Raw genomic sequence first — 23,652 nt, 5'->3', positions numbered from 1 at the left:
GGTCCCACAATCTTATTCAATCCATCCGTGGTGGACGACGTATGGACATCGGCGTTCACACACCACCGCTGTACGGGCAGTCGCTGGACGACGCGATGGCGTACCTCCACGGAATCGGCGTGGACGCCATCGAACCCGGCGTCGGGGGCCACCCCGGCGACACCCACCTGCCGCGCGAGGAGTATCTGGACGACGACGAGGCCCAGAACCACCTCTTCGACCTGCTGGACGAGTACGAGATGCGCATCTCGGCGCTGGCCACGCACAACAATCCGCTCCACCCCGACGACGAGACCGCCGAGCAGGCCGACGTCGAGTTGCGGGAAGCCATCGAACTCGCCGACCAGTTGGACGTGAACACGGTCACGTGTTTCTCGGGGCTTCCGGCGGGGAGTCCGAACGACGAGACACCCAACTGGATAACCGCGCCGTGGCCCGGCGAACATGCCGAAGCCCACGAGTACCAGTGGGAGGAGGTCGCCATCCCCTACTGGTCGGACGTCGCCGACCACGCCGCCGACCACGGCGTCGATGTAGCCATCGAGATGCACCCCAACATGCTGGTGTACGAACCGTCGGGGATGCTCCGGTTACGCGAGGAGACCAGCGAGCGCATCGGCGCGAACTTCGACCCCTCGCACCTCTACTGGCAGGGTATCGACGTCACCGACGCCATCCGCCTGCTCGGGGAACGCGACGCCATCCATCACTTCCACGCGAAGGACACTAAGGTCTACGAGGCCCAAGCCCGGACGAAGGGCGTTCTCGACACGACGCCCTACGACGAGGAGGCCGACCGCTCGTGGCTGTTCCGCTCCGTGGGGTACGGCCACGGCGAAGGACACTGGAAGGACATCGTGAGCACGCTCCGGATGGTCGGCTACGACGGTGCTCTGTCCATCGAACACGAGGACTCGCTGACCAGTTCCAACGAGGGCCTCGAAAAAGCGGTCGCCATGCTCCAGCGCGCGGTGTTCCGCGAGCAACCCGGCGAAGTTCACTGGGCCTGATTACAGGTCCGACAGCGCCGCCGCGGGATAGAACGTCTCGCCGTCTCCTTCCAACTCGCCGACCGACTTCCAGACGCACGCTATCTCCTCGCCGGTCTCGGGTTCGGTCGCGGTGAAGGCGTCCTCCTCGTAGGGCCACGACGCCGCGATGTCGGCCTCGTAGAGCCGCCAGACCTCGTGTTGGGTCTCGCCCGCGACGGTGAACACGTCCTCGTAGGTCCCGAGCGACGAAATCGCCGCGAGTTCGACGCCCAGCTCCTCGCGGAACTCTCGCCGGAGCGCGTCCCGGCTGTGTTCGCCGAACTCGACGCCACCCCCGAGCGGTCGATAGAAGGCCTCGCCCGCGGGGTCGCGCTCGCGCTCGACCAGTAGCTCCTCGTCGCTGTCGCCGTCTCCCCGACGGCCGTCGTCCTCCTCGCGGGTGACGACGCCGCGCGCGGTGACTCTGATGGCGTCGTCGTTCGTCTCGGCGGCGTCGTCTGTCCCGGCCATGGGATTCTCGGAACCCGGAGGACGGAGAAAAAACCGACGGTTCCGTCGTCTCCGCGCGTTCGTTCTCCGGACCGACGTCCCCGCTCGCCGATTCCCGAATCCCGGCGACCGCCACTAGCACTTTTCCTGCTGTGGGTTGACGAGGAGGCTATGGGGGAAACAGTCTCGGACGACCTCGCCGACCAGCTAGTCAGCACCTGTCGAACGACCGTCGGCGACGAACTCCGGAGCGTGACGTACTTCACCGAGGACGACGAGGAACAGCTCTACCTCCGCGAGGACCTCGAATCCGACGCCGACCTCGTGGGATTCGCCGACAACGAGCGACTCGGATTCCGCTCCCAGACGCTGTACGAGGAGACCGAACTCGGCCCGTACCAGTTCACGATGCGCGTGTTCGACCACGGCTACCTGACGCGGGTCATCGTCGGCGACCGCGGCGCGTTCGTGACCACCGACGCGATGGAGATGGACCGGTTCAAGGAACTCGCGTCGGCGCTGCGGTCGGTGTTGGCCGAGGAGACCGACGACTGAACCACCGCCGCTTCGCTCTTCGGCCTACGGCAGACGAAGCCTCGCCGTCTCCTGAAACACTAAGCACCTTCGCCGAGTAGACCTGCGACGATATGACTCTCAAAGTCGGAGTTCTCGGCTACCGATTCATGGGCAAAGCCCACGCGAACGCGCTGGCTCGGCTCCCGATGTTCTTCCCGGACGCCCCGGACGTGGAGCGCCACGTCCTCGTCGGCCGCGACGAGGCGGCGCTCGCGGACGCGGCCGACCGCCTCGGGTTCGAGACCACCGCGACCGACTGGGCGGACGTCGTAGACGAGGTAGACGCCTTCTACAACCTCGGGCCGAACCACGTCCACGCCGAGCCGTCCATCGCCGCGCTGGAAGCCGGCACCCCCGTCCTCTCGGAGAAACCGCTGGCCAACGACCTCGAAAGCGCCGAGCGCATGGCCGAGGCCGCCGAGTCCGCGGGCGTCCCGACCGCGACGGCGTTCAACTACCGGTTCGTTCCGGCGCTCCGGTACGCCAAGAACCTCATCGAGGACGGCGAACTCGGCGAGATTCACCACTTCCGCGGGCGCTACCTGCAGGACTGGCTGGTGGACCCCGAGGCCCCGTGGTCGTGGCGCAACAGCGAGGAGATGGCCGGGAGCGGGGCCTTGGGCGACCTCGGCGCGCACACCATCGACCTCGCGCGCTTCCTCGTCGGCGACCTCGAACGCGTCTCGGGCCACTGCCGGACCTTCGTGGACGAGCGCCCGGTGGAGGATAGCGAGACTCCGGAGAAGTCTCGGGAAGGCGGTGAAACCGCCGAACGCGAGACGCGCGAGGTCACGGTCGACGACGCCTACTCCGCGCAAGCGGAACTGGAAGGCGGCGTGATGGCGACCTTCGAGGCCTCGCGGTTCGCCAACGGGCACAAGAACGACCACGCCATCGAGATTCACGGCTCGGAGGGGAGCCTCAAGTTCTCGCTCGAACGCCTCAACGAGTTGGAGGTCCTGCGCGACGGCAACCGGGGCTACGAGACGATTCTGGTCACGGACGCCGATGACCCCTACGTCGAACACTGGTGGCCGCCGGGCCACGTCCTCGGGTGGGAACACACCTTCGTCCACGAGAACTACGAGTTCCTGTCGGCTATCGACTCCGGGGACGAGTATCATCCCGACTTCGACGACGGGCTGGCGGTCCAGCGCGCCCTCGCGGCGATTCAGGAGAGCGACGAGCGCGGCGAGTGGGTCGCGGTGGAGTAGTCGCTCGCCTCTCAGTCCGATTCTTCCAAGTCCTCGCCGAACCGGGTCTCCTTCACGAACCGCTCGGAGAGGAAGTCCTCCAGCAGGAGCAAGACGTTGTAGAGGAACGTCGCCTGAAACCCCACGAGCGGGAAGGCCAGCCACCCCGGCGTCGAGTGGGTCACGACGAACCGGACCAGCACGTAGCCCACGACCAGATTGCCGAGCGTCGAGAAGACGTGGACCATCGAGGTGACGACCAGCGGGGTGTCGTCTTCGGCGGGTTCCCGGACCATCTCTTGGAAGGCGAACGCCCCGAGGACCGCGAACCCCAGAATCGCACCGAACGCCAGCAGGAGGATGTGAAACAGGTCGGGCGTCTGGACCTTGTAAATGAGCATCGCGCCCGACCCCCAGATGGTGAGGGTGTAGCCGTAGGCCTCCGACTCGGCGGTGAGGTTGTGCGCGAGTCGGCTTCTCGGGTCCATCGGCGGAAGCTACTGCGTCCGGACCCTTCGGCCTGCTGGCTCCTCAGAACTCCCGGACGCCCTCGTCGGTGACGACCGAATCGAGCAGGTCGGTCGGCGTCGCGTCGTAGGCCGGGTTCTCCACCGAGAAGCCCTCCGCGGGTTCCAGCAGCACCTCGCTGGGCGACCGGAAGTCGTTCTCGAACCGGAAGCCCTCGCCGACCAGCTTTGCCGAGGAGCCGACCACCGTGACCGGAACGTCCACGCTGTCCGCGGTCGCGGCCAACGGGAAGGTGCCGATGCGGTTGTAGAGGGTGTCCTCGACGATGCAGTCCATGCCCAACAGCACGCGGTCGCACTCGGGCAGGTAGTGACCGCAGGCCCCGTCCACGACGAGGTGGGCGTCCACGCGGTCCATCTCCGCGAGTGCGCGGGCGGTCTTGCGACCGAGGTAGCGCGGCCGCGCCTCGGTGACGTACACCGTCAGGTAGCGCCCGTCGGAGACCGCCCGCTCGATGGCCTCCAGCACCGTCGAGGAGTAGTCGTGCGTCATGATGGTCGCGCCGTCCTCCACGAAGTCCATCGCGTTCTGGGCGGCCCGGCGCTTGGCGGTCTCGACCTGCTCGACCACCCTATCGACCGCGCCGTCGAGCGCCGCCTTGGCCTCCTCGACGGTTCCCGCGTCGGCGTCCTCGACCATCGAGACGATGGCGCGCTGGGTCGTCACCAGCGAAGCGTGGGAGGGGTTGGCGCGACGGAGCGCCGACGAGTTGCGTTCGAGGTCGCGCTCGAAGTCCTCGACCGAGGCGAACTCGCGCTCGCGGAGGTCCTCCAGCGCGCGGGCGGCCTTCACGGCGACGACGGAGGAGCTGTGGGTCTGCATCTCCCGAATCTCCTCGACCGTCTCGTCTATCATACACGAAGGGTCTCCGGCGCGCGCCAAAGGTCTTGCTTCTCGACGCACCAGACGCGGATTCGCGGTCGGAAACCGGAGGCCTTCGCGGGGTCGCCGCTTCTGTTTCCGGGTTCGCTGTACTGCCCCCTTCACTCCGGCGTGCGCTGGCCGGTGTGGGAGACTCCTTCGTGTCGGCTACAGTTCGCTTCCCTACTCGTTCGACGCGGGTCCGCGAGACCAGACGAGACACATCGAACGCTCCTCGGCGATAGTCGAAAGTAGCCGCCCCGCCAACGGTCTCCCATGACCGAAGTCCGATACTACTGCCCGCGATGCGGAGCCATCGCCGCTCTCGAACGCGAGGGCTACCTCGCCGACAAGTGCGTGACGCCCGACCCGCTCGACGGGTGGGAGTACGCCGACGCCTACGACGATTTCGAAGACGCCGACGGCGTGGAACTCGTCTGCGGGGCCGAGGAAACCGACGGCGAGGGATGCGGCGAGGTGTACTACCTGAGCTTCGTGAAGTACGAGGACGGCGAGGAGGTAGACCCCGAAGACCGGTCGTTCGTTCCCCCGACGGTGGACGGTCCGACGATACCCGGCGCGGAGGACCCCGAGGAGGACGACGGCCCCCGATTCGACTTCAACCCGTAGCTCTCGCCGGGCTCACTCTCCGGAGTCCGCCTCGGGGTCCGAGTCTTCGGATTCCGGCTTTTCGCGCTCTTTGATCCACCTGTCGAGGAGTTCGCGTATCGCCGCCTCGCGGTTGTCCCGGTGGTCGGCGAACGCGATGTCGTCGATAGCGTCGAGTTCCTCCTCGGAGAGTTCGAGCGTGACCGACTCCATGTCGAGGTGGTCCTGATGCATATTGAGAATCCACCGAAGCACGGACACAAATAAATTCGTCAGACGGGCGGCCGACGTGCGTCGAAGTAGTCGGACCGGTGGGAGGAACGAGAGCGACGTGCGAGAACACACCGAGGAAGAGTGGGGAAGAAAAGTCGAGAGGAAAAGCGAGAGAACGGCCAGTCGATTACTGGTTGACGGCCGAAGTCGCGGCGGCGTCGGTCCCGAGCGCGTCGGTCGGGGTCCGGACGAACATCGCGTGACCGATCATCCCGACGGAAACCGCGCCAGCGACCGGGACGGCGGCCGTGAGACCAACGCCGACGGTCGTGAGAAGGGCGGTGAGACCGAGGAGAGTGAGCGGAATCAGGCCGAGGATGAGGTCGTAGTAGTTCATGTGTACTTCATACTACGCGTCATAGGTACATAAATCCACATGGTTAGAAACACGATGGATTTGAAAATAATATCCATAACTTATGGAGTCGGCGAGAACTGAAATCGAACCAGGGTTCTCTTCTTGCGGTACCGCCTCGCTTCGAAGGTGCCCTCCGGACTCGACCTGCTCACCTCCCTCTCGGCCGCCGGTAGTATTCGCTCGGGGTCGCCGGTCACTGCCGCTACTGAGTGTCACTCCCGCCGCTCGGCGACGACCTCCGTGGTCCGCTCGGCGTCGATGCCGAACAGGAACCCGGAGATGAACAGCAGTTCGTTACCGAGGTAGTACTGGTCGATGATTTGGTTTATCAGTCCTATTTCGGGCGTCGTGACCCCGAGGACAACGAGGACGAGCGCGACGATTGCGGCGAGGCCCGCGAACCACCGGACGACGGTGCCCGAGACGAACCCGACGAGGAAGATTACAATTGCTTCGAAGAGGGCCATCGCTCAGTAAATCGGCGGGTGGACGTATCAACTTCGGGGGTCCGCGCTACCCCTTGATGTTACAGACGGGGAACGTCCGCGCCACCTTGTCGCCGATGCCCAGCGCGTCCGAGACCCGGACGACTTCGTCCACGTCCTTGTAGACGCCCGGCGCTTCCTCGGCGACCGTGGCACCGCTCTGGGCCTTGACGTAGATGTGTTCCTGTTCGAGTTCGTCCTGCACGTCGCCGCCCCAGTAGTCCTTCTTGGCCTGCGTCCGACTCATCGTCCGGCCCGCGCCGTGGGCCGTCGAACCGAACGTCTGGTCCATCGACTCCTCGCCGCCCCGGAGGACGTAGCTCCCCGCGCCCATGCTGCCGGGGATGATGATGGGCTGGCCCACGTCGAGGTACGCGCCGGGGACCTCCTCGTGGCCCGCGGGGAAGGCTCTGGTCGCGCCCTTCCGGTGGACGAACAACTCTCTTTCCTCGCCGTCTTCGACCGTATGCGTCTCCTTCTTGGCGATGTTGTGGGCCACGTCGTACAGCAGGTCCATGCCCAGCGACTCCCACTCGGAGTCGAAGACCTTCTCGAACACCTGGCGCGTGCGATGCATGATGAGTTGGCGGTTCACCCACGCGAAGTTGATGCAGGCGCACATCGCGTCGTAGTAGTCCTCCGCGAGGTGGCTCCCCGCTGGCGCGGCGGCGAGTTCCTTGTCGGGCAACTGGTCGAGCAGTCCGGCGTGGGCCTTCTCGATGTCTCGGAGGTAGTCGGTGCAGACCTGATGGCCCAACCCGCGGCTCCCGCAGTGGATGAGGACGACGATTTGGCCCTCCTCCAGTCCGTAGGCGTCGGCCACGTCGTCGAGGTACGTGTCGGTCACGCGCTGGACTTCGAGGAAGTGGTTGCCCGACCCGAGGCTCCCGATCTGGTTCTTCCCGCGGTCCTTGGCCTTCTGGGAGACCTTCGCGGGGTCCGAATCGTGGCGCACGCCCTCGTCCTCGCAGTGCGCGAGGTCCTCTTCGACGGCCCAGCCCTCTTCGAGCGCCCACTCCATCCCGCGGTCGAGGATGGCTTCCACGGCGTCCATGTCGCCTTCGACGATACCGCCGCCGCCGAGTCCCGACGGAACGTTGGCGAACAGGGCGTCGAGCAGTTCCTCCTCGCGGCCCTGCACATCCTCGTAGGTGAGGTCGGTCTTCATCATCCGGACGCCGCAGTTGATATCGTAGCCGACCGCTCCCGGTGAGATACAGCCCTCCTCGGCGTCGATGCCGGCCACGCCGCCGACCGGGAAGCCGTACCCCTGATGGCCGTCGGGCATGCAGACGTTGTGCTTCCGGACGCCCGGCAGATGGGTCGAGTTTTTGAGCTGTTCGAGGGTTTTGTCGTCGGCTATCTGGTCGAGCAGGGTCTCGCTGGCGAGCACGCGCGCCGGGACGCGCATGTCGCCCTCCTTCGGAATCTCCCAGACGTAGTCACGGACCTTGTGGAGCGTGACCTCGCCCGCGTCGTAGGTCTCTCCTGCGTCGTCGCTGGTCATACCCGTTGGTTCGGCCCGGACGCCGAAGACGTTTCGCCATCCGCCCCCGTGCGTGACCCGTCACCAAACGCGGCCGCCCGAAGTCGCTCGTCGGCCGCGAGCGGTCCCGACCCCGTGATGAACAGCATCGACACCATCCCGAAGAGGGTCACGTGAGCCAGCACCGGGTCGTCTGGCAGTCCGAACAGCGTGAGCGTCAGCATCGTGAACGCCGTCGCCGCCGTCGCGCGAGTGAAGAGGCCGACGAACAGCGCGACCCCGACGGCCATCTCGGTGAGTCCCGCCCCGACCACCCACAGCCCCGGGTCCACCGGCACGACCGCCGTGAGGTCGTACTTCTCGACCACCGCGAGCGCCGGGCCGGGCGCGAACAGCTTCTGGGTGAACCCCAGATAGAAGAAGTTGAACCCGAGCGCCAGCCGAACCAGCGTCGGCGCGTACTCCCGATAGGGGTCGGTCCGGGCGTGTAGCCACGACGCCGCGCGGTGAACCGGGTCGAATCGACCGTACAGCGTCCGCTCGTCCTCGGCGATCCGCTGGAGCATGTGGTCGGCGCTCGGTCGGCCGCCGCCGAGCAGCGCGATGGCCAGAAAGCCGCCGACGTACTCGCCGGACAACAGGAGCGCCGGTTCGGCGACCAGCCCCGCAAGATACGCCAGCAGGCCGACTAGCGCCACGACGCGGGTTGCTAGTCCGAACAGCAGGAGGAAGCCGACCGCGACCTGTAGCACCCGTAGGTCGGCGGTCACGAGCGGCGTGAAGAAGTAGCCCGCGAAGCCAGCGCCGACCAGCGGAAGGCCCACCGAGAGCCTGAGCATCCACGGCACGAGGTCGTCGTAGCCCGACAGCGTCCCGCGCAGGACCGCGAGGTCGCGGGCTGCGGGCCGGAACCGGAGGTACGCGAGCGCGGCGACGGCGACGCCGAGCGCGCCGCCGCCGACCAGCGCGGCGTTGAACGGGTCAGAGAGTACGTCGATGAGGAATCGGAGCCCGCTCACCACGTCTTCGGCGCTGTCCACGACGTAGCGGACGTGAGCGCTCGCGGTCCCGGAAACGGAGAGGAGCGTCGTCAGCACGACCAGCGGTGTCACTCGTCGCCAGTTCATGCGTCCACGAAAGTCGCGTCGCGCCGTAAGTGTTCATACATCGAGGACGACGTAGGCTCGCCACCCGTCGTCCGTCTCGACCAGTTCCATGTCGGAGTAGGTGACGGCCTTGATTTCGCGCGCCGAGACGTCGGCGAGCGGGACACCGCGGGCGCTCCCGGTCACGACGAACTCCTCGCCGTCCCCCCGAATCTCGACCTCGTTGTCCACCGGGAGGACCGCCCGCACGTCGCGCTCGTAGATGAGTCGGTCGAGGTAGTCGAACAGGAGGGCTTCGCGGTTCTCAGCCGTGACCTCGAAGTCGAATCGCTCGCCGGCATCGGCGGGAATCTCGTCGCACATCGCGCCCGCCATCCCGTCGCCCGCGGCGGCGAAGACCGCCGCGAGGGTCGGTCCGGTCGCCGCCACCGCCACGTCGGCGGTGTGGTCGCGGAGTTCGTAGCTCATGTCCGAGGCGACGACGCCGCGCCGGATAGTTCCCGCCGGTTTCCGCGCGCGGACGGTCGCCTCGCACCGACGAATCGGAAGTCGAAAACGGCCTCCCAACGCGTCTCTCGGCGCGAGTCGGACGCCACCGCGTGCCAAGGGCGGTGGAATTATATTGCCCACGGGCTTACGCCAGACTAGTGAGCGTCAACGTCGATACCGAAACCGCTCGCCCCGGCGACGACAGCTACGTCGAGGCGGCGTGGAAACTCAAAGAGCGCATCCGCCACGACGAGGACGTGCTCAAACAGCGCAAGGGCTTTTTCACCGACGCCTACCGGCGCTCGACGGTCTACCTCCTGCTGAGCAAGGAAGGCGGCGACGAGCGACTCATGGGGTTCGCGGCGGTCCGGCGCGACGGCTACATCCTCTTTCTGGCCGTCTCGCCCGAGTTCCGCGGCGAAGGCGTCGGCAAGCGACTCGTGGGACAGGTCGCGGAGGAACACGATACCATCACCTGTCACGCGCGAGCGAGCAACGAGAACGCGCTCGGATTCTACGAGCACCTCGGCTTCGAGGTGGCGCGCCACATCGACAACTACTACGAGGACGGTGGCGACGCCTACTACCTGAAACTCGGCAAGAGCAGCAGTCTCACCGAGAAGCTCTCGGAGTTCATGCGCGGATGACGGCGGCGGGCGGTGCGCGCTCGTCTCGGGGCGCACCCGGCCTCGGGGCGCGTCCTGCCCCCGCCTCGAAGGCCCGGTGCCCCGTCGCGGGGCGCTCGTAGCGACGCCCGGAACAGCTTTGTCGGTGGCGCGAGCGGTCCGAGTCGTGATAGCTTCGCTCCGCGCGCGCCTCGACGCGCTCGAAGCGCGGGTCAACGACGCGCTCCCCGGACCGGTGAAGGTCGGATTTCTGACGCTCTATCTCTTCTCGACGGCGAGCGCCGACCGGTTCGACGCGCTGGCGAGTCGGCCGGCGTGGGACCGGTGGGCCGACGCCGGGGTCGCCACCCTGCTCACGTTACAGGTCGGCGGGATGGCACTGGTCGCCGGCGCGGCACGGCAGGCGCTCGGCCGGACGCGGGCCACGGCGCTCAACGACCCGGTGAACACGGTCGCGCTACCGGGCGTCAACGAGTTCATGCCGCTCGCGGCCGCGCCGTACGTCGTCGCCGGACTGGTCGTCGCCACCGTGGTCCACGAGGCGGGCCACGCGCTGGTCTGTCGCCGGGCGAACGTCGCGGTCACGGAGTGGGGCGTCGCGCTCCTGTTCGGCGTCCTCCCGCTCGCGGCGTACGTCCTGCCCGACGAGACCATCGACGACGCGTCGGTCCGGACGAAACTCCGGATGTACGCCGTCGGCGCGTTCCACAACGTGGTGGTCGCGGTAGTCGCGCTCGCGGTCCTCGCGTCGCCGCTCTCGGCCGGGTCGCCCCTCTCCGCCTACCTGACCTACTTCGGGTGGGCGCTGACCGGCGGGTCGCCGCCGACGGCCGCGACGGTTGCCTCGCTCGGCGTCCTGACGAACCTCGCGTTCTGGCTCGCGCTCCTGAACGCGAACTTCGCCCTGCTGAACGCGCTCCCCGTCTCGGTGTTCGACGGCGGGCGGGTGCTGGCGCTGGCGCTCCGCGCATCGGCCGACAGGTTCGGCGTCCCGCTCTCCCCGCTCGCGGAGTCCGCGGTAGTCCACGGCGCGTCGCTGCTCGCGGTCGCGCTGGTCGTGGTGGCGGTCCTCGGTCCCGCGCTCCCGGTCTGAACGCCGGCCCCTCGTCGGGGGAGTTCTCGACCCGAGCGTACCGGTCGACCGCCCCGCGGGAGCCATCCGACACCCGGCGAACGCCCTGCGGTTCACGGCCTCTCTGTTTCCTGCGGCTCGCGCTTCTCCGGTAACAGTAGTTACCAATTCTTTTATCCAGAGTATGTCCTGATACAGCCGGTAGTTCAGGTGAAGCAACTCTCGTTCAGTACAGACTTCCTTTTTACACAGTTAGGCTGAACGTTTGTCCTCACCGCGTTTCCCAATCCACGCAATGAACAGTCCGACGAGCATAATCACGGCGGCAATCGGTTCTATCCACGGAAGGAGCGACGACCCAGCGGAGAAGAAGTTGTCGAGAAACACGCCAGCAGTTCCACCACCGAGAAAAACGAGCATCCCGACCGTCCGGCTCACACTCCAGTCTTCTTTCCGTGATTGGTAGATTATGATTGCCCAAGCAAGAGCGAATAACCCGATAGCCAGTACCGTTGTCCGGTCCATAGCTGTCGAGGATAAGCGCAGAGAAATGAATCTTGTGCGATAACTTCGCAGGCCTACTCACCGAGTCAGCCTCGCCAGTTTCGGGAGTTGCCCTGAATAACCAAACCGTGTTTTCAACTACCGGTAAATCAGCGTCCCGCTACGCGAAACTACCAAACGACATCTATCGTCGAACTAACTCCCCGAGAGCGCGATAGACAATCTTAACATCGCGCCCCGAGCATAGCCCGACAGCATGGAAGAGCGCACCCTGAGATACCTCCGTGGTCGCTTCCGCGACCACTACCGGGCCACGGACCTCACGCCCCCGCCGGACCCGCAGTTCCGCGAGTGGGGCTACATCCCGTGGACTCACGGGCCGACGACGATGGTCCGCCACCAGTCGCTGCTGGAGTTGGGTGAACTCGGGGACTTCCTCCGGCGCGAGCGTCCGCGCCACGTCTACTTCTCGGCCGGGCGCTACGACGACCCCGGCGCGGACGACATGGAGGAGAAGGGGTGGCGCGACTCCGACTTGGTGTTCGACATCGACGCCGACCACCTGACCGGCGTGGACCCGCAGCGCGACTCGTACGGCGAGATGCTCGCCGCGGGGAAGGCGGAAGTCGAGAACCTCATCGACCTGCTGGCCGACGACTTCGGCTTCGAGGACCTGACGGTCGTCTTCTCGGGCGGCCGGGGGTACCACGTCCACGTCCGCGACGATGGCATCCGGGGACTCGACCGGGACGAGCGCCGCGAAATCGTGGACTACATCCGCGGCGACGGCATCGAACTCGACGCCATCCAGCGCACCGAGATGGGCGGCACCGCGACCCGGCGCGTCCTCAAGAAGGACGGCGGGTGGGGCCGCCGCGTCCACCGGGAACTGCTCGCGCTCGCCGACGAACTGCTGGAACTGGACGAGGAGGACGCCCTCGACCGCCTCAAGGAGTTCGACCGCATCGGCGACGGCCGCGCGAAGACCATCCTCGGAGCGGTCTCGGAGGACTACGAGAAGTTAGAGAGCGGGAACATCGAGCGCGGCGGGCCGGGCATCCGCCAGTTGGCGAAGGTCATCACCCGGTCGGTCGTCGAAGCGCAGTCGGCCGCCATCGACGAACCCGTGACCACCGACCTCCGGCGACTCATCCGCCTGCCGGGGAGCCTCCACGGCGGCACCGGTCTCGAAGTGACCCGGATTCCCCGCGAGGAGGTGGCCGACTTCGACCCGCTCGTGGACCCGGTTCCCGAGACGTTCGCCGGCAACGAGATCGCGGTCGAGGTGACCGACCCCGGCCCGGTCGAACTCGGCGACGAAAGCTTTACCCTCTCGGCCGGCGACGTATCGCTTCCGGAACACGTGGCCGTCTTCCTGATGGCCCGCGGCCGCGCGGAGAAGGGCCGCGAATGACGGGCGACCGACCGACGCGCGACGAGCGCGCAACGAAACCGCCCCACGGAGACGCCATCCGACCGGCCACGCGACGAACGGCCCGCCGACCGAACGACCCGACGCGCCCGACGAACGAGACACGAAGACCATGACAGGACGACGATGAATCTGGACGAACTCCGCACGGTACAGAGCAAGGAGCGGTCGAAGGACAGCCTCCAACACCTGCGCGAGTCGTTCTACGCGGACGTGGGCGATTACATCGCCGACCTGAAAGACCAGCGCGACCGGGCGGCCGAGAGCGCGGACAGTCCGTTCGACGACCCAGACGTGAACCGCCTGACCGACGAGATAAAGACCGCCGAGGACGTCGTGGAGGCGATCTACGAGCGCCGCGTCGGAAAAATCGTCAAGCGCGCGAGCCTCGCCGCGGCGGGGATGGCCGCCGACGAGGAGGGTCTGACCAGCGAGGAGCAGGACCTTTTCGAGGGACTGGTCGAACGCATCGAGTCGAACAAACAGGACGTGCTGGACGTGCTGGCGGGCGAAGCCGACGACCCCGCCGGCTCCGAACCGACGCCGACGCCCGCCGAGGGCGCGGCCGACCCCGCCGCCCAGCACACGGCCGATGAAACCGCCGGCCCGAACGCCGCGTCCGACCCCGGCGACGCGCCCGCCGCGGACGCGTCGGGCGAGGACGTGAGCGCCGCGGACGTGATGGGTGGCGAGAGCGCGAGCGACGGGACCGCCGCCGCGAGCGGTTCGACGCCCGCGGCCAGCGACTCGGACGCCGACGGTCAGCGGCCGGCCGGGGCGGAGGCGGCCGCCGTCGCGGACGGTCCGGACGGCGGTCCGGCGGGCGGCGATTCGGCCGCCGACTCGGCGAGCGGCGACTCGACCTCCGGTCCGGCGAGCGCGACCGGCGGTGACGTGTCCGCGAGTGCGGCGTCAGTGTCGGACTCCGACGCTGACAACGACCCGCTGGCCGGACTGGACGAGCGCACGACGGTCCGGGTCACCGACGACGTGGGCGAGATACTCGGCGTGGACGAGCGCACCTACGACCTCGCGAGCGAGGACGTGGTGACGCTGCCCGAGGCCAACGCCGCCCCGCTCGTGGAACGCGGCGCGGCCGAGGAACTGGAGTAGCGGGCGGGCGGCGATTTTTACAGGAACTATCGAATCCGGAGCGACGGCCTTTGGCCACCTCTAGATTTCTTTAGAATAGAAGAATATTGTTCTACGGATTACAGATGTTCCTTCGATGAAGAAAGCGGCACTGCAAAAATCGGCTCTGAATCGCGCTCGGTGGCGCGGACGACCGGCGAACGCTCGGTGAACCGTTCGACGGACGAACTTCGTGAGCCATTCGACGGACGAACGACCGGCGACCGTTCCACCGGAGTACACCGCAATCGACCGCGAGCGAGGAACGACTGCGCGGCGCTTCGCGCCGCGCGACGTGACGAGCGAGCGGACCAAGGAGTCCCTCGAACTCACGCGCCGGAGGCGCGTGAGTGAGGGGGTGACGCAGCATTTTTCATGAACGTTTTGCTAGGGAGAGCGCGCCTACGGCGCGCTCGACCGCAGCAAAAGTTTCATTGGAACGTCCGACCCAACTGGTCCTTCTCTTGGGCGGGTTCCGCGGAGTCGAACTGCTCTTCGATCTCCTCGTAGCGCTCCTTGGTCTTATCGGTGACGCTGGGGGTCACCTCGTCGAGCGCCTGCTCGAAGTGCTCCTTGCTGATGCGGACGTTGCCGACGCTCTCGCCGATTTCCTCGGGGTCCACGCTGTGGATGAACTCCCGACTGGCGGCCATCGACGCCTCGCGGGTGACGGCTTCGATGTCCGCGCCGACGTAGCCCTCGGTCTCGCTGGCGAGCCAGTCGAGGTCCACGTCGTCGGCCACGGGCTTGTTCCGGGTGTGGACCTCGAAGATGGCCTTGCGAGCCTCCTCGTCGGGCACCGGCACGTGGACGTGGCGGTCCAGACGACCGGGGCGCAACAGCGCGCTGTCGATGAGGTCCGGGCGGTTCGAGGTGGCGATGACCACGACGTCCTCGAGTTCTTCGAGGCCGTCCAACTCGGTCAGGAGTTGGGAGACGACGCGCTCGCTGACCTGCGTGCCACCGCCGCCGCCGCTTCCGCGCTCGGTCGCGATGGAGTCTATCTCGTCGAAGAACACCACCGTCGGGGCGTTCTCGCGGGCCTTGCTGAACACTTCGCGGACGCCCTTCTCGGACTCGCCGACCCACTTGCTCAGCAGTTCGGGACCCTTGATCGAGATGAAGTTGCTGTCGCTCTCGTTGGCGACGGCCTTCGCCATCAGGGTCTTGCCCGTGCCGGGCGGGCCGTACATCAGCACGCCCTTGGCGGCCTCCATGTCGAGGGACTCGAACACTTCGGGGTAGTCCAGCGGCCACTGGATGGTCTCCCGGAGGCGCTCTTTGGTGTCCTCCAAGCCGCCGACTTGGTCCCACGTCACGTCGGGGACCTCGACGAACACCTCGCGGAGCGCCGAGGGTTCGATGCCCTTCAGCGCCTCCTTGAGGTCGCGCTCGGTCACCTGCAGCGAGTCGAGCACGTCGGCCGGAATCTCGTCCTCTTCGAGGTCGATCTCGGGACGGATGCGCCGGAGCGCGTTCATCGCGCCCTCCTTGGCGAGACTCTCTAAGTCCGCGCCGACGAAGCCGTGGGTGTTGTCGGCGTACGCTTCGAGGTCCACGCCGTCCGCGAGCGGCATCCCGCGGGTGTGGACCTGCATGATTTCGAGCCGCCCCTCGCGGTCCGGCACGCCGATGTCGATTTCGCGGTCGAAGCGGCCGGGACGCCGGAGCGCCGGGTCGATGGCGTCCACACGGTTCGTGGCCGCGATGACGGTGACCTCACCGCGCTCTTCGAGACCATCCATCAGCGAGAGCAGTTGGGCCACGACGCGGCGTTCCACGTCGCCGCCGGCCTCCTCGCGCTTGGGCGCGATGGAGTCCAGCTCGTCGATGAAGATGATGGCCGGAGCGTTCTGCTCGGCGTCCTCGAAGACCTCGCGGAGCTTCTCCTCGGACTCCCCGTAGTACTTGCTCATGATTTCGGGGCCCGAGATGGTCTGGAAGTGCGCGTCGATCTCGTTGGCGACGGCCTTCGCCATCAGGGTCTTGCCCGTGCCGGGCGGCCCGTGGAGCAGGACGCCCTTCGGCGGGTCGATGCCCAACCGGCTGAACAGCTCGGGGTGGCGCATCGGGAGTTCGATCATCTCCCGGACCTGCTCCAGCTCGCCTTCGAGACCGCCGATGTCCTCGTAGGTCACGCTCGGCGTGCCCTCGGGACCGCCGCTCGCGCCCTGCGCGATCTCCTCGGCGGCGCGCTCGCTGATGTTTATCGTGGTCGAGTCGGTCACGACGACCGTCCCGTCGGGGTCGGTGCTAGCGACCTTGAGCGGGATGGACTGGCCCGACCCCATTCCCATCAGTCCGAAGCCGAACGGCACGTTCTGGCCCTGCGTGATGGCTTGTCCGCTCAGCTTGTCCCGGATGTGAGGCGTGATGTCGCCCCGAATCTGGAGGTTCTGCGGGAGCGCGATGGTGACGGAGTTGGCGGGTTTCACGTCGGCCTTCTCGATAGTCACCTTGTCGTCGATGCCGACGCCGGCCTCCTGACGCAACTGGCCGTCGATGCGGACGATGCCCCGTCCCTCGTCTTCGGGGTAGCCCGGCCAGACGCGGGCTACCGCCCGACCCTGATTCTTCCCCTCGATGACGATGTAGTCGCCGTTTTCGACGTCGAGTTCGTGCATCGACTGGCGGTCTACCGCCGCCAGTCCGCGCCCGGCGTCCTTCTGTTTCAACGGCTTGACGGTGAGCTTCATAGTCCCACCTCGATAGTGAGGACGCCGTTGGTGATAAACGCTTCCGCCCCCTCTTCGGGCAGTTGGAACTCGACCTGCTCGGGACCGTCCTCGCCCTCGAAGACGACGATGGCCGTGTCGTCCAGAACGTCCACGGACGCGTTGCCGGCGACGCCGAGGTCGGCCGCGAGGACCTCGCCGTCTTCGTACTCGTAGCTCCGGGCGAACACGTCGTCACGTTCGGTGATGTGCTTCAATGTCATTCTAATCCTAACCCAAAGTTAGCGACTCATATACTTAAGTCTTTCCCTGAAAAATCGCAGTACTGCGTCGGGGTGGCCCTCTGAGGACTGAATTGCGGTTCAGGTCCTGTCTCCTCCGGCACCGAGAGAGACCGGGGGTGTTTTGTCCCGCGCTCCCGAATCCCGTTGCATGCAACGGGTCACGCACCACGGACGGACCACGGCCTACCGGGTGGCCGACCGCGGCGGCGAGGGGTCGCCGCTCCTCTGCGTCCACGGTTCCGGCGGCAACCACGAGGTCTGGAAGGGGCAACTCGGCCGACTGGCGAGTCATCGACCGGTCGTCGCGCTCGACCTGAGCGGCCACGGCGACTCCGACGACTTCGACGCCGACCCCGGTTGGGAGACGCTCTCGGCCTACGCCGACGACGTGCTGGCGGTCGCCGACGAGACCGACGCGCAAATCCTCGTCGGCAACTCGCTGGGCGGCGCGGTGGCGCTCCAACTCGCGATCGAGCGCGACCACGACTTCGACGGTCTCGTCCTCGCGGGCACGGGCGCGAAACTCCCCGTGCTGGACGACCTGCGCCAGTGGCTCGACTCGGACTTCGAGCGCGCGGTCGAGTTCCTCCACGGCGAGGACCGACTCTTCCACGACGCCGACTCGCGGTACGTCCAGCACTCGACCGAGGCGATGCGGGCGGTCGGCCGGCGCGTGACCCGCCGGGACTTCGAGACCTGCCACGTCTTCGACGTGCGCGCGGACCTCGACGAAATCGACGTCCCGACGCTCGCGCTCGTCGGCGAACACGACCACCTCACCCCGCCGGCGTACCACGAGTCGCTCGCCGAGGCGATTCCCGACGCCCGGTACCGTGAGGTCCGGGGCGCGGCCCACCTCGCCATGCTGGAGGAACCGGAGGGGTTCAACGCCGCGCTCCGGGAATTTCTGGACGACGCCGGAATCTGACGGACGGGCGGAACGCGACGGTTTGGCGCTTCTTCTGCCTGAAGCTAGCTCCCCGTCTCGACCGCTCTCATCCGTTCGTTTTCGGAATCACTCCGAGAAATCACACCGGCTAAAAATCGACTACTCGGACCCCGAAACGGCCTCTTCGACCAGATTCCGGACGTACTCCATCTCTTCCTGATTGATGCCGTGGCTCATCCCCTCGTAGATGCGTTCGGTCACGTCGCCGTCCAACGCCGACAGTGCGTCGCGGGTCTCGTGGACGCGCTCGACCGGGATGTGGGGGTCGCGGTCGCCACAGCCCAGAAACACCGGCGTCCCGTCCAGGTCGCCGTCGTAGTCGCGGGGCGTCCCCTCCGGACCGATCAACCCACCGCTCAGGACCGCGAGTCCGCCGTAACACGTCGGGTTCCGGGCGACGAACTCGCTGGACAGACAGGCACCCTGCGAGAAGCCGACGAAGCAGGTTCGGTCGGCCGGGATACCGGCGTCGAGGACTCGCTGGCGAACGTCGCCCAAGAAATCGAGCGCCGACGAGAGACTGGGTTCGTTGCGCTCGATATCTTCGAGGAACGAGTGGGGATACCACGTCCGGCCGCGGGCCTGCGGCGCGAGGTACGCGACGCCTTCGGCGTCGAACTCGCTGGCCATCTCCAGCATGCCCTCGGCGGTCGCGCCGCGGCCGTGGACGAAGACGACCGCGGCGTCGGCCGTCGAGAGTTCCTCGCCGGCGGTGGCGACCGGTTGGCCCTCGTGGGGGTCCGACTCGCCGGCGTGGGGGTTGCGGTTCGCGGTCATCGCTGCTCCGGGGCCTCCACGAACTCGCTTCCCGGCGTCTCCTCGTCCACGCCGAAGCCCGGTCCCTCGGTACAGATTTCGATGGTCAGGCCGTCGGGGTCCGAGAGGTAGATGCTCTCGAAGTAGGTTCGGTCGCGCACCTGCGAGACGCGGACGCCCTTCGACTGGAGGTAGTCGCGCCACTCGCGCAGGGTCGCCTCGTCCTCGACGCCCAGCGCGAAGTGGTGGGACGCGCCCGGACCGGGATTCCCTCTGGAGTTGGGATACTCGAAGTAGCTGACGACGGTGCCGGGTTCGCCCTCCGGCGTCGGCGAGAAGTAGTAGTGGGGCGTGCCGGGGTCGTCGTAGTTCTCGGTCATCTTGACGGTGTAGAAGCCCAGCACGTCCTCGTAGAACTCCTGCGTGCGGTCCATGTCGGTGCAGATGTTCGTGACGTGGTTGATGTCCGTGAGCGGCGGCGTCTCCGAGTCGGTCATACCGTCCCTAGCCCCACAGCGACCTTGAGCCTTGTCGGACGGAGGGGTAAGCAGGTGACGCGAACGTAACCTACCTATTTAGATACCGAGAATCTCGCGCGCCTCGTCGGGGGTCGCCGGCTCGCGGCCCAACGTCCGGGCGAGGTCGGCGGTCCGGGCGACCAGTTGGGCGTTGCTCTCGGCGAGTTCGCCCCGGTCGTAGTACACGTTGTCCTCCAGTCCGACGCGGACGTGCCCGCCGAGCAGGATTCCCATCGTGGTGAGCGGGAGCTGGTGGCGACCGAATCCGAGCGTGTTGAACAGCGTGCCGTCGGGTAGGTGGTCGGCGGCGTTCAGCAGGTTCCGGGGCGAGGGCGGTGCGGTCGTGCCGCCGCCGAAGATGAGCGTCGCGTACACCGGTTCCGCCACGTCCCGGCGCTCCAGCAGGTCCCGGACCTCGTTGAGGTGGCCGTCGTTGAACACCTCCATCTCTGGCTTGATTCCCTTCTCGGCCATCTCGTCGTAGAGCGCGTCGATGGTCCCGCGGGTGTTCTCGCTGGTTAGGTGGCGGTAGCGGTTCAGCGGTCCCATGTCGAGGCTGGCCATCTCCGGCGGCGGGTCTGTCCGGAGCGACTGGCGGCGCGCGTCGAGCGGTGCGCCGGTCCCGCCGGTCGAGTGCTGGACGACGAGGTTCGTCCGCGAGCGCACCTCGTCGGTGATTGCCTGAAACCGCTCGCGGTCGAAGGAGCGCTCGCCGCTCGGTCGGCGCGCGTGGAGGTGGACGACGGCCGCACCCGCTTCCTCGCACTCCGCGGCCGCCCGCCCGATTTCCGCGGGCGTCTCGGGCAGGTTCGGGTTGGCCTCCTTGCCGTGGACGCCGCCCGTGAGCGCCGCGGTGATGATGACCTTCTCTCCGTCGAGGTAGTCGTCGTAGGCCATCCTCAGTCGCCTCCCGCGCCCTCACCTTCGACTCCCTCGGACAGGCCCTCGGCCTCGCGGTAGATCTCGCAGTCGGTCTCGTGGTCGAGGTCGTAGCGGTCGTTGCAGATGTCGGCGCGCATCGGTTGGACGAACTCGTCGGCCGCGGTGCAGTAGGCACGCGACTCCGCTCGGCCCGCCTCGGAGAGCGCTCGGTACTCCAGATACGGACACCCGTCGGTCATGGCCGACCCGACGGCGCGTCGGCGTAAAACAGTTCGGCGCGCGGCCGGAATCGCCGGGAGTCGCCCGGTGGTCCGTCGCGGCCCGGTTCCGGCGCTACTCGGCGAGTTCGCCGGGGCCGTAGACCAGCGGACTCCCCGTGATTTCGACGGTCTCGCCGTCCACGAACGACGACGCCGGACTCGCGAGGAAGCGCACGAGGTCCGCGACTTCGCCGGGCGTCCCGATGTTCCGGTCCGGTCGCGAGCGGTCTATCTCGCGGTCCACGCCGAGGTTGTCCCGCACCTTGTCCGTGCCGACGAACCCCGGCGCGACCGCGTTGAGGCGGACGCCCTCCGCGTCCCACTCTGCGGCCAGCGCCCGAGTGAACGTCGAGACGGCCGACTTCGCCGCGCTGTAGGGCGTCATCCCGGAGACGCCGTACTGTCCCGCCATGCTGCCGATGTTGACGACCGACCCGCCCGACTCCTTCAGAGCGTCGCCGAACACCCGCGTGCAGTTGTACGTCCCGGTGAGGTTCACGTCCAGCACCTGTCGCCACGCCTCCGGCGTCACCTCGTCGAAGGGTTCGCCGCCCGCGCCGCCCGCGTTGTTCACCAGTACGTCCACGCTACCGAACGCGTCGTTCGCCGCCTCCGCGAGTGCTTCCACGTCCTCGCGGTCGGTCACGTCGCACTCGACGGGGTGGACCTCGCCGGGGCGGTCGCTCTCGGCGATTTCGTCGGCGACGGCCTCGACGTCGGCCAGCGTCCGTGAACACGCCACCACGTCCGCCCCGTCGGCAGCGAACAGTTCGGTGATAGCTCGACCGATGCCGCTGGACCCGCCGGTCACGACGGCTGTCTTCCCGGCGAGCGAGAATCGGTTCAACGCCTGCGGAGTCGTCGAGTTGTCGGTCACGTCCACTCGGTAACGCTCGTCCTCGTATCAGACCTGCGGCCCCTCGCGAACTTACCGCGAGTCGCTGCGGGCGTGAACGACACTTTGATGGAAAGACGGAGGCCACGAGAGCCCCGGTTCGGTGGCGCGACAGGGGAACCTGTGCGCTTCGGTCGAAAGACGCTGAAACTGCAGAGAACGGAGCTTACGCGGTCTGTCGGACGCCGAGTTCTTCGAGCAGCGTCGCGGCCGCGGCGCGCGAGGACGCCGGACCGCGGGCCGTGATGAGGTCGCCGTCCACGGTGACGCTCTCGTCGGCGTCGAGTTCCGCGTCCCAGTTGCCGCCCGCGGCCTTCACCTCGTCTTCGACCCAGTAGGGGAGTTTCCGACCGTTCGCCATCACGTCGTTGTCGTCCACGATGTCCTCCTCGAACGCGTTAGGGAACCCGGTCACGTCGCGACCGTCGGCGATGAACTCGCCGTCCGCGTTCCGACCGAACCCGAGAAGTCCGACCGCGTGACAGACGACCAGCGCCTTGCCGTCGTCGCCCTCGACCGCGTCCGACAGCAGTTTTCGCGCGTGGCCGTCCTGATTCACGTCCCACATCGTTCCGTGTCCGCCGGGGAACACGACGACGTCGTGGTCGTCGGCGCTCGCCGCCGCCAGCGGAATCGGGTCGTTCAGTCGCTCGTCGTTCTCGTGGGCCTCTCGGACCCGCTCGGCAGTCTCCTCGTCGACGAGCGGGTTGTCGGTATCGACAGACGTCTCGTCGAGGACCGGCTTCGAACCGCTGGGCGTGGCGACGGTAACGTCGAAGCCTTCCTCGTCGAGTGTCCGAAGCGGTTCGACGCACTCCTCGCCCCAGTACCCTTCCTCGGTGACGACAAACAGTGCTGATGTCACGGTCGTTCGTTGGGTCGCGGCATCTTTAAGTGGAGAGAAAGGCCGCGGTTTTGCCTATTCTGAGCAACATTCCCGATACGCTTTTAGCCAAGCACGGAACGTTCCACCACCATTAGCGGTACTTTGTTAGTGAGACTCAACCGAAATGGCCGAATAGTGTTGCAAATAGGGTACAAAAGCGTTAAACGTGACCCGGCGCTACGAACGTATCCATGGAAAACGAGTACGACGTTCTATTCGATGCGTTCGACCTCGACGGTGTCCACCTCGACAACCGGGTCGGGTTAGCGCCGATGACGCGAACGAGCGCGACCGCCGACGGCCGCGCCACCGAGCAGATGAAACGGTACTACGTGAAGTTCGCACGCGGCGGTTTCTCGTTCCTCGTCACCGAGGGAACGTACCCCGACGAGGCCTACAGCCAGGGGTACGACGACCAACCCGGACTCGCCAACGAGTCTCACGTCGAAGCGTGGCGGGAAGTCACCGACGCGGTTCACGACGAGGGCGCGCCCATCTTCGCGCAACTCATGCACGCCGGGGCGCTCTCGCAGGGCAATCGGTACGTCGAGGAGTCGGTCGGTCCGTCCGCCGTCGAACCGAAGGGCGAACAGTTGGAACTCTACGGCGGAAGCGGCGAGTTCGCCGCCCCGAAGGAGATGACGAAGGCCGAGATGGACGAGGCGCGGGAGGGGTTCGTCGAGGCCGCCCGGCGGGCCGACGAGGCCGGGTTCGACGGCGTCGAAATCCACGGCGCGAACGGCTACCTCCTCGACCAGTTCCTGACCGAGTACACGAACGAACGCGACGACGAGTACGGCGGTTCCGTCGAGAACCGAGTGCGGTACCACACCGAGGTCGTCGAGGCGGTGCAGGACGCGGTCCCCGAGGAGTTCGTCGTCGGGGTCCGTATCTCCCAGAGCAAGGTCAACGACCCCGACTACCGATGGTCCGGCGGCGAGGACGACGCCGAGGTAGTCTTCGGCGCGCTCGACGAGGCGGGCGCGGACTTCCTCCACGTCACTGAGGAGGACATCACCACGCCGGCGTTCGATTCGGGTCCGACGCTCGCGGAGTTGGCCGACGAGTACGCGACCGTCCCCGTCATCGCCAACGGCGGTCTCGGCGACCCCGAGGCGGCGACGCGGGCCGTCGAGTCCCACGGGGCCGACCTCGTGGCGCAGGCGACCAGCGCGCTCGCGAACCCGGACTGGCCGAACCGCGTCGCCGAGGGACGCGCGCCCGACGAGTTCGACTTCGGCGAGATACTCCAACCGGACGCGACCATCGGCGACGCCGAGGTACCGGCCGAGTCGGAGTGAAGAACTGAGTTTACAGTTCGACAGTCCGCAAGCGGT

The 23,652-nt window shown here is 67.0% G+C and carries 28 protein-coding genes; 10 read left to right on the top strand and 18 right to left on the bottom strand.

Going from position 1 to position 23,652, the window contains the following annotated elements:
* Positions 1–41: 41 nt before the first annotated feature.
* The gene (locus M0R88_RS01220) at positions 42–1,010 is read left to right on the top strand and encodes a sugar phosphate isomerase/epimerase family protein (protein WP_248655148.1); all 969 of its coding nucleotides are present in this window, start codon (positions 42–44) and stop codon (positions 1,008–1,010) included.
* On the opposite strand, the gene M0R88_RS01215 is transcribed toward M0R88_RS01220, so the two are convergent.
* A complete protein-coding gene (locus tag M0R88_RS01215; protein ID WP_248655147.1) occupies positions 1,011–1,502 on the bottom strand; it encodes an NUDIX domain-containing protein in 492 nt (163 codons plus the stop codon).
* A gap of 150 nt (positions 1,503–1,652) precedes the next feature.
* Here M0R88_RS01215 and M0R88_RS01210 point away from each other — a divergent pair, with 150 nt between their 5' ends.
* Entirely contained in the window at positions 1,653–2,036 is a 384-nt protein-coding gene (locus M0R88_RS01210; RefSeq protein WP_248655146.1) for a DUF7522 family protein, read from the top strand.
* A gap of 92 nt (positions 2,037–2,128) precedes the next feature.
* Positions 2,129–3,271 (top strand): Gfo/Idh/MocA family protein, encoded by a 1,143-nt coding sequence (locus tag M0R88_RS01205; protein ID WP_248655145.1) that lies wholly within the window; start codon positions 2,129–2,131, stop codon positions 3,269–3,271.
* An 11-nt stretch (positions 3,272–3,282) separates the two neighbouring features.
* Here the strand turns inward: M0R88_RS01205 and M0R88_RS01200 are convergent, their stop codons facing one another.
* A complete protein-coding gene (locus M0R88_RS01200; protein WP_248655144.1) occupies positions 3,283–3,738 on the bottom strand; it encodes a hypothetical protein in 456 nt (151 codons plus the stop codon).
* Between the two features lie 43 nt (positions 3,739–3,781).
* Entirely contained in the window at positions 3,782–4,633 is an 852-nt protein-coding gene (locus M0R88_RS01195; RefSeq protein ID WP_248655143.1) for an eIF2B alpha/beta/delta subunit family protein, read from the bottom strand.
* 282 nt (positions 4,634–4,915) lie between these two features.
* Here M0R88_RS01195 and M0R88_RS01190 point away from each other — a divergent pair, with 282 nt between their 5' ends.
* Complete coding sequence (locus M0R88_RS01190; RefSeq protein WP_248655142.1) at positions 4,916–5,269, top strand: DUF7969 family protein; 354 nt, start codon at positions 4,916–4,918, stop codon at positions 5,267–5,269.
* 12 nt (positions 5,270–5,281) lie between these two features.
* On the opposite strand, the gene M0R88_RS01185 is transcribed toward M0R88_RS01190, so the two are convergent.
* The 6 genes from M0R88_RS01185 to M0R88_RS01160 form a co-directional block, all read right to left on the bottom strand.
* Positions 5,282–5,482 (bottom strand): ribbon-helix-helix protein, CopG family, encoded by a 201-nt coding sequence (locus tag M0R88_RS01185; protein ID WP_248655141.1) that lies wholly within the window; start codon positions 5,480–5,482, stop codon positions 5,282–5,284.
* 166 nt (positions 5,483–5,648) lie between these two features.
* A complete protein-coding gene (locus M0R88_RS01180; protein WP_248655140.1) occupies positions 5,649–5,858 on the bottom strand; it encodes a DUF8015 family protein in 210 nt (69 codons plus the stop codon).
* A 233-nt stretch (positions 5,859–6,091) separates the two neighbouring features.
* Entirely contained in the window at positions 6,092–6,346 is a 255-nt protein-coding gene (locus M0R88_RS01175; RefSeq protein WP_248655139.1) for a hypothetical protein, read from the bottom strand.
* Positions 6,347–6,392: 46 nt separating this feature from the next.
* Complete coding sequence (locus tag M0R88_RS01170; RefSeq protein ID WP_248655138.1) at positions 6,393–7,871, bottom strand: RtcB family protein; 1,479 nt, start codon at positions 7,869–7,871, stop codon at positions 6,393–6,395.
* The gene (locus M0R88_RS01165) at positions 7,868–8,977 is read right to left on the bottom strand and encodes a DoxX family protein (protein WP_248655137.1); all 1,110 of its coding nucleotides are present in this window, start codon (positions 8,975–8,977) and stop codon (positions 7,868–7,870) included. Before M0R88_RS01165 ends, M0R88_RS01170 begins: the two co-directional genes overlap by 4 nt.
* A 33-nt stretch (positions 8,978–9,010) precedes the next feature.
* A complete protein-coding gene (locus M0R88_RS01160) occupies positions 9,011–9,424 on the bottom strand; it encodes an archease (RefSeq protein WP_248655136.1) in 414 nt (137 codons plus the stop codon).
* Between the two features lie 179 nt (positions 9,425–9,603).
* Between M0R88_RS01160 and M0R88_RS01155 the strand changes: the two genes are divergently transcribed.
* Together M0R88_RS01155 and M0R88_RS01150 are read left to right on the top strand one after the other, a co-directional pair.
* The gene (locus tag M0R88_RS01155) at positions 9,604–10,092 is read left to right on the top strand and encodes a GNAT family N-acetyltransferase (RefSeq protein WP_248655135.1); all 489 of its coding nucleotides are present in this window, start codon (positions 9,604–9,606) and stop codon (positions 10,090–10,092) included.
* 145 nt (positions 10,093–10,237) lie between these two features.
* Positions 10,238–11,164 carry a site-2 protease family protein gene (locus M0R88_RS01150; protein WP_248655134.1) on the top strand — a complete coding sequence of 309 codons (927 nt, stop codon included), beginning with the start codon at positions 10,238–10,240 and terminating at the stop codon, positions 11,162–11,164.
* Between the two features lie 231 nt (positions 11,165–11,395).
* Here M0R88_RS01150 and M0R88_RS01145 read toward each other — a convergent pair whose 3' ends face one another.
* The gene (locus M0R88_RS01145) at positions 11,396–11,668 is read right to left on the bottom strand and encodes a hypothetical protein (protein ID WP_248655133.1); all 273 of its coding nucleotides are present in this window, start codon (positions 11,666–11,668) and stop codon (positions 11,396–11,398) included.
* A gap of 235 nt (positions 11,669–11,903) precedes the next feature.
* Between M0R88_RS01145 and priS the strand changes: the two genes are divergently transcribed.
* Positions 11,904–13,061, top strand: coding sequence for a DNA primase small subunit PriS (gene priS, locus M0R88_RS01140; RefSeq protein WP_248655132.1), 1,158 nt, complete (start codon positions 11,904–11,906; stop codon positions 13,059–13,061).
* Positions 13,062–13,205: 144 nt separating this feature from the next.
* Positions 13,206–14,192, top strand: a complete 987-nt coding sequence (locus tag M0R88_RS01135; protein ID WP_248655131.1) for a hypothetical protein — start codon at positions 13,206–13,208, stop codon at positions 14,190–14,192.
* Between the two features lie 449 nt (positions 14,193–14,641).
* Here M0R88_RS01135 and M0R88_RS01130 read toward each other — a convergent pair whose 3' ends face one another.
* Both M0R88_RS01130 and M0R88_RS01125 read right to left on the bottom strand, forming a co-directional pair.
* The gene (locus tag M0R88_RS01130; protein WP_248655130.1) at positions 14,642–16,906 is read right to left on the bottom strand and encodes a CDC48 family AAA ATPase; all 2,265 of its coding nucleotides are present in this window, start codon (positions 16,904–16,906) and stop codon (positions 14,642–14,644) included.
* Positions 16,903–17,148, bottom strand: a complete 246-nt coding sequence (locus M0R88_RS01125) for a DUF7127 family protein (protein WP_248655129.1) — start codon at positions 17,146–17,148, stop codon at positions 16,903–16,905. Before M0R88_RS01125 ends, M0R88_RS01130 begins: the two co-directional genes overlap by 4 nt.
* Positions 17,149–17,317: 169 nt before the next feature.
* Here M0R88_RS01125 and M0R88_RS01120 point away from each other — a divergent pair, with 169 nt between their 5' ends.
* On the top strand, positions 17,318–18,097 hold the full coding sequence (locus M0R88_RS01120) for an alpha/beta fold hydrolase (protein WP_248655128.1): 780 nt from the start codon (positions 17,318–17,320) through the stop codon (positions 18,095–18,097).
* Positions 18,098–18,217: 120 nt separating this feature from the next.
* On the opposite strand, the gene M0R88_RS01115 is transcribed toward M0R88_RS01120, so the two are convergent.
* The 6 genes from M0R88_RS01115 to M0R88_RS01090 all read right to left on the bottom strand — a co-directional run bounded on the left by M0R88_RS01115 (position 18,218) and on the right by M0R88_RS01090 (position 22,294).
* Positions 18,218–18,895: an alpha/beta hydrolase gene (locus M0R88_RS01115; RefSeq protein WP_248655127.1), complete on the bottom strand. Its 678-nt coding sequence runs from the start codon at positions 18,893–18,895 to the stop codon at positions 18,218–18,220.
* A complete protein-coding gene (locus tag M0R88_RS01110; protein WP_248655126.1) occupies positions 18,892–19,371 on the bottom strand; it encodes a VOC family protein in 480 nt (159 codons plus the stop codon). Before M0R88_RS01110 ends, M0R88_RS01115 begins: the two co-directional genes overlap by 4 nt.
* A 78-nt stretch (positions 19,372–19,449) precedes the next feature.
* Positions 19,450–20,289 (bottom strand): beta-keto acid cleavage family enzyme, encoded by an 840-nt coding sequence (locus M0R88_RS01105; protein ID WP_248655125.1) that lies wholly within the window; start codon positions 20,287–20,289, stop codon positions 19,450–19,452.
* A 2-nt stretch (positions 20,290–20,291) separates the two neighbouring features.
* On the bottom strand, positions 20,292–20,513 hold the full coding sequence (locus M0R88_RS01100; RefSeq protein ID WP_248655124.1) for a hypothetical protein: 222 nt from the start codon (positions 20,511–20,513) through the stop codon (positions 20,292–20,294).
* Between the two features lie 94 nt (positions 20,514–20,607).
* Positions 20,608–21,417 (bottom strand): SDR family NAD(P)-dependent oxidoreductase, encoded by an 810-nt coding sequence (locus tag M0R88_RS01095; protein ID WP_438267194.1) that lies wholly within the window; start codon positions 21,415–21,417, stop codon positions 20,608–20,610.
* A gap of 178 nt (positions 21,418–21,595) precedes the next feature.
* A complete protein-coding gene (locus M0R88_RS01090; RefSeq protein ID WP_248655122.1) occupies positions 21,596–22,294 on the bottom strand; it encodes a type 1 glutamine amidotransferase domain-containing protein in 699 nt (232 codons plus the stop codon).
* Between the two features lie 212 nt (positions 22,295–22,506).
* On the opposite strand from M0R88_RS01090, the gene M0R88_RS01085 reads away from it, so the two are divergent.
* On the top strand, positions 22,507–23,616 hold the full coding sequence (locus M0R88_RS01085) for an NADH:flavin oxidoreductase (protein WP_248655121.1): 1,110 nt from the start codon (positions 22,507–22,509) through the stop codon (positions 23,614–23,616).
* Positions 23,617–23,652 lie beyond the last annotated feature (36 nt).

The organism is Halorussus gelatinilyticus, from assembly GCF_023238445.1.
GTDB classification, from domain to species: domain Archaea; phylum Halobacteriota; class Halobacteria; order Halobacteriales; family Haladaptataceae; genus Halorussus; species Halorussus gelatinilyticus.
Note: the sequence above shows the minus strand (reverse complement) of the source record. Positions and strands in the feature narration are given on the sequence as shown.

Coding starts and splice junctions, on each gene's coding strand:
- M0R88_RS01190 (WP_248655142.1), top strand. CDS start 4,916: ATGACCGAAGTCCGATACTACTGCCCGCGATGCGGAGCCATCGCCGCT.
- M0R88_RS01205 (WP_248655145.1), top strand. CDS start 2,129: ATGACTCTCAAAGTCGGAGTTCTCGGCTACCGATTCATGGGCAAAGCC.
- M0R88_RS01115 (WP_248655127.1), bottom strand. CDS start 18,895: ATGACCGCGAACCGCAACCCCCACGCCGGCGAGTCGGACCCCCACGAG.
- M0R88_RS01135 (WP_248655131.1), top strand. CDS start 13,206: ATGAATCTGGACGAACTCCGCACGGTACAGAGCAAGGAGCGGTCGAAG.
- M0R88_RS01170 (WP_248655138.1), bottom strand. CDS start 7,871: ATGACCAGCGACGACGCAGGAGAGACCTACGACGCGGGCGAGGTCACG.
- M0R88_RS01195 (WP_248655143.1), bottom strand. CDS start 4,633: ATGATAGACGAGACGGTCGAGGAGATTCGGGAGATGCAGACCCACAGC.
- M0R88_RS01220 (WP_248655148.1), top strand. CDS start 42: ATGGACATCGGCGTTCACACACCACCGCTGTACGGGCAGTCGCTGGAC.
- M0R88_RS01085 (WP_248655121.1), top strand. CDS start 22,507: ATGGAAAACGAGTACGACGTTCTATTCGATGCGTTCGACCTCGACGGT.
- M0R88_RS01130 (WP_248655130.1), bottom strand. CDS start 16,906: ATGAAGCTCACCGTCAAGCCGTTGAAACAGAAGGACGCCGGGCGCGGA.
- M0R88_RS01165 (WP_248655137.1), bottom strand. CDS start 8,977: ATGAACTGGCGACGAGTGACACCGCTGGTCGTGCTGACGACGCTCCTC.
- M0R88_RS01145 (WP_248655133.1), bottom strand. CDS start 11,668: ATGGACCGGACAACGGTACTGGCTATCGGGTTATTCGCTCTTGCTTGG.
- M0R88_RS01210 (WP_248655146.1), top strand. CDS start 1,653: ATGGGGGAAACAGTCTCGGACGACCTCGCCGACCAGCTAGTCAGCACC.
- M0R88_RS01125 (WP_248655129.1), bottom strand. CDS start 17,148: ATGACATTGAAGCACATCACCGAACGTGACGACGTGTTCGCCCGGAGC.
- M0R88_RS01215 (WP_248655147.1), bottom strand. CDS start 1,502: ATGGCCGGGACAGACGACGCCGCCGAGACGAACGACGACGCCATCAGA.
- M0R88_RS01120 (WP_248655128.1), top strand. CDS start 17,318: ATGCAACGGGTCACGCACCACGGACGGACCACGGCCTACCGGGTGGCC.
- M0R88_RS01110 (WP_248655126.1), bottom strand. CDS start 19,371: ATGACCGACTCGGAGACGCCGCCGCTCACGGACATCAACCACGTCACG.
- priS (WP_248655132.1), top strand. CDS start 11,904: ATGGAAGAGCGCACCCTGAGATACCTCCGTGGTCGCTTCCGCGACCAC.
- M0R88_RS01185 (WP_248655141.1), bottom strand. CDS start 5,482: ATGCATCAGGACCACCTCGACATGGAGTCGGTCACGCTCGAACTCTCC.
- M0R88_RS01160 (WP_248655136.1), bottom strand. CDS start 9,424: ATGAGCTACGAACTCCGCGACCACACCGCCGACGTGGCGGTGGCGGCG.
- M0R88_RS01105 (WP_248655125.1), bottom strand. CDS start 20,289: ATGGCCTACGACGACTACCTCGACGGAGAGAAGGTCATCATCACCGCG.
- M0R88_RS01100 (WP_248655124.1), bottom strand. CDS start 20,513: ATGACCGACGGGTGTCCGTATCTGGAGTACCGAGCGCTCTCCGAGGCG.
- M0R88_RS01200 (WP_248655144.1), bottom strand. CDS start 3,738: ATGGACCCGAGAAGCCGACTCGCGCACAACCTCACCGCCGAGTCGGAG.
- M0R88_RS01175 (WP_248655139.1), bottom strand. CDS start 6,346: ATGGCCCTCTTCGAAGCAATTGTAATCTTCCTCGTCGGGTTCGTCTCG.
- M0R88_RS01180 (WP_248655140.1), bottom strand. CDS start 5,858: ATGAACTACTACGACCTCATCCTCGGCCTGATTCCGCTCACTCTCCTC.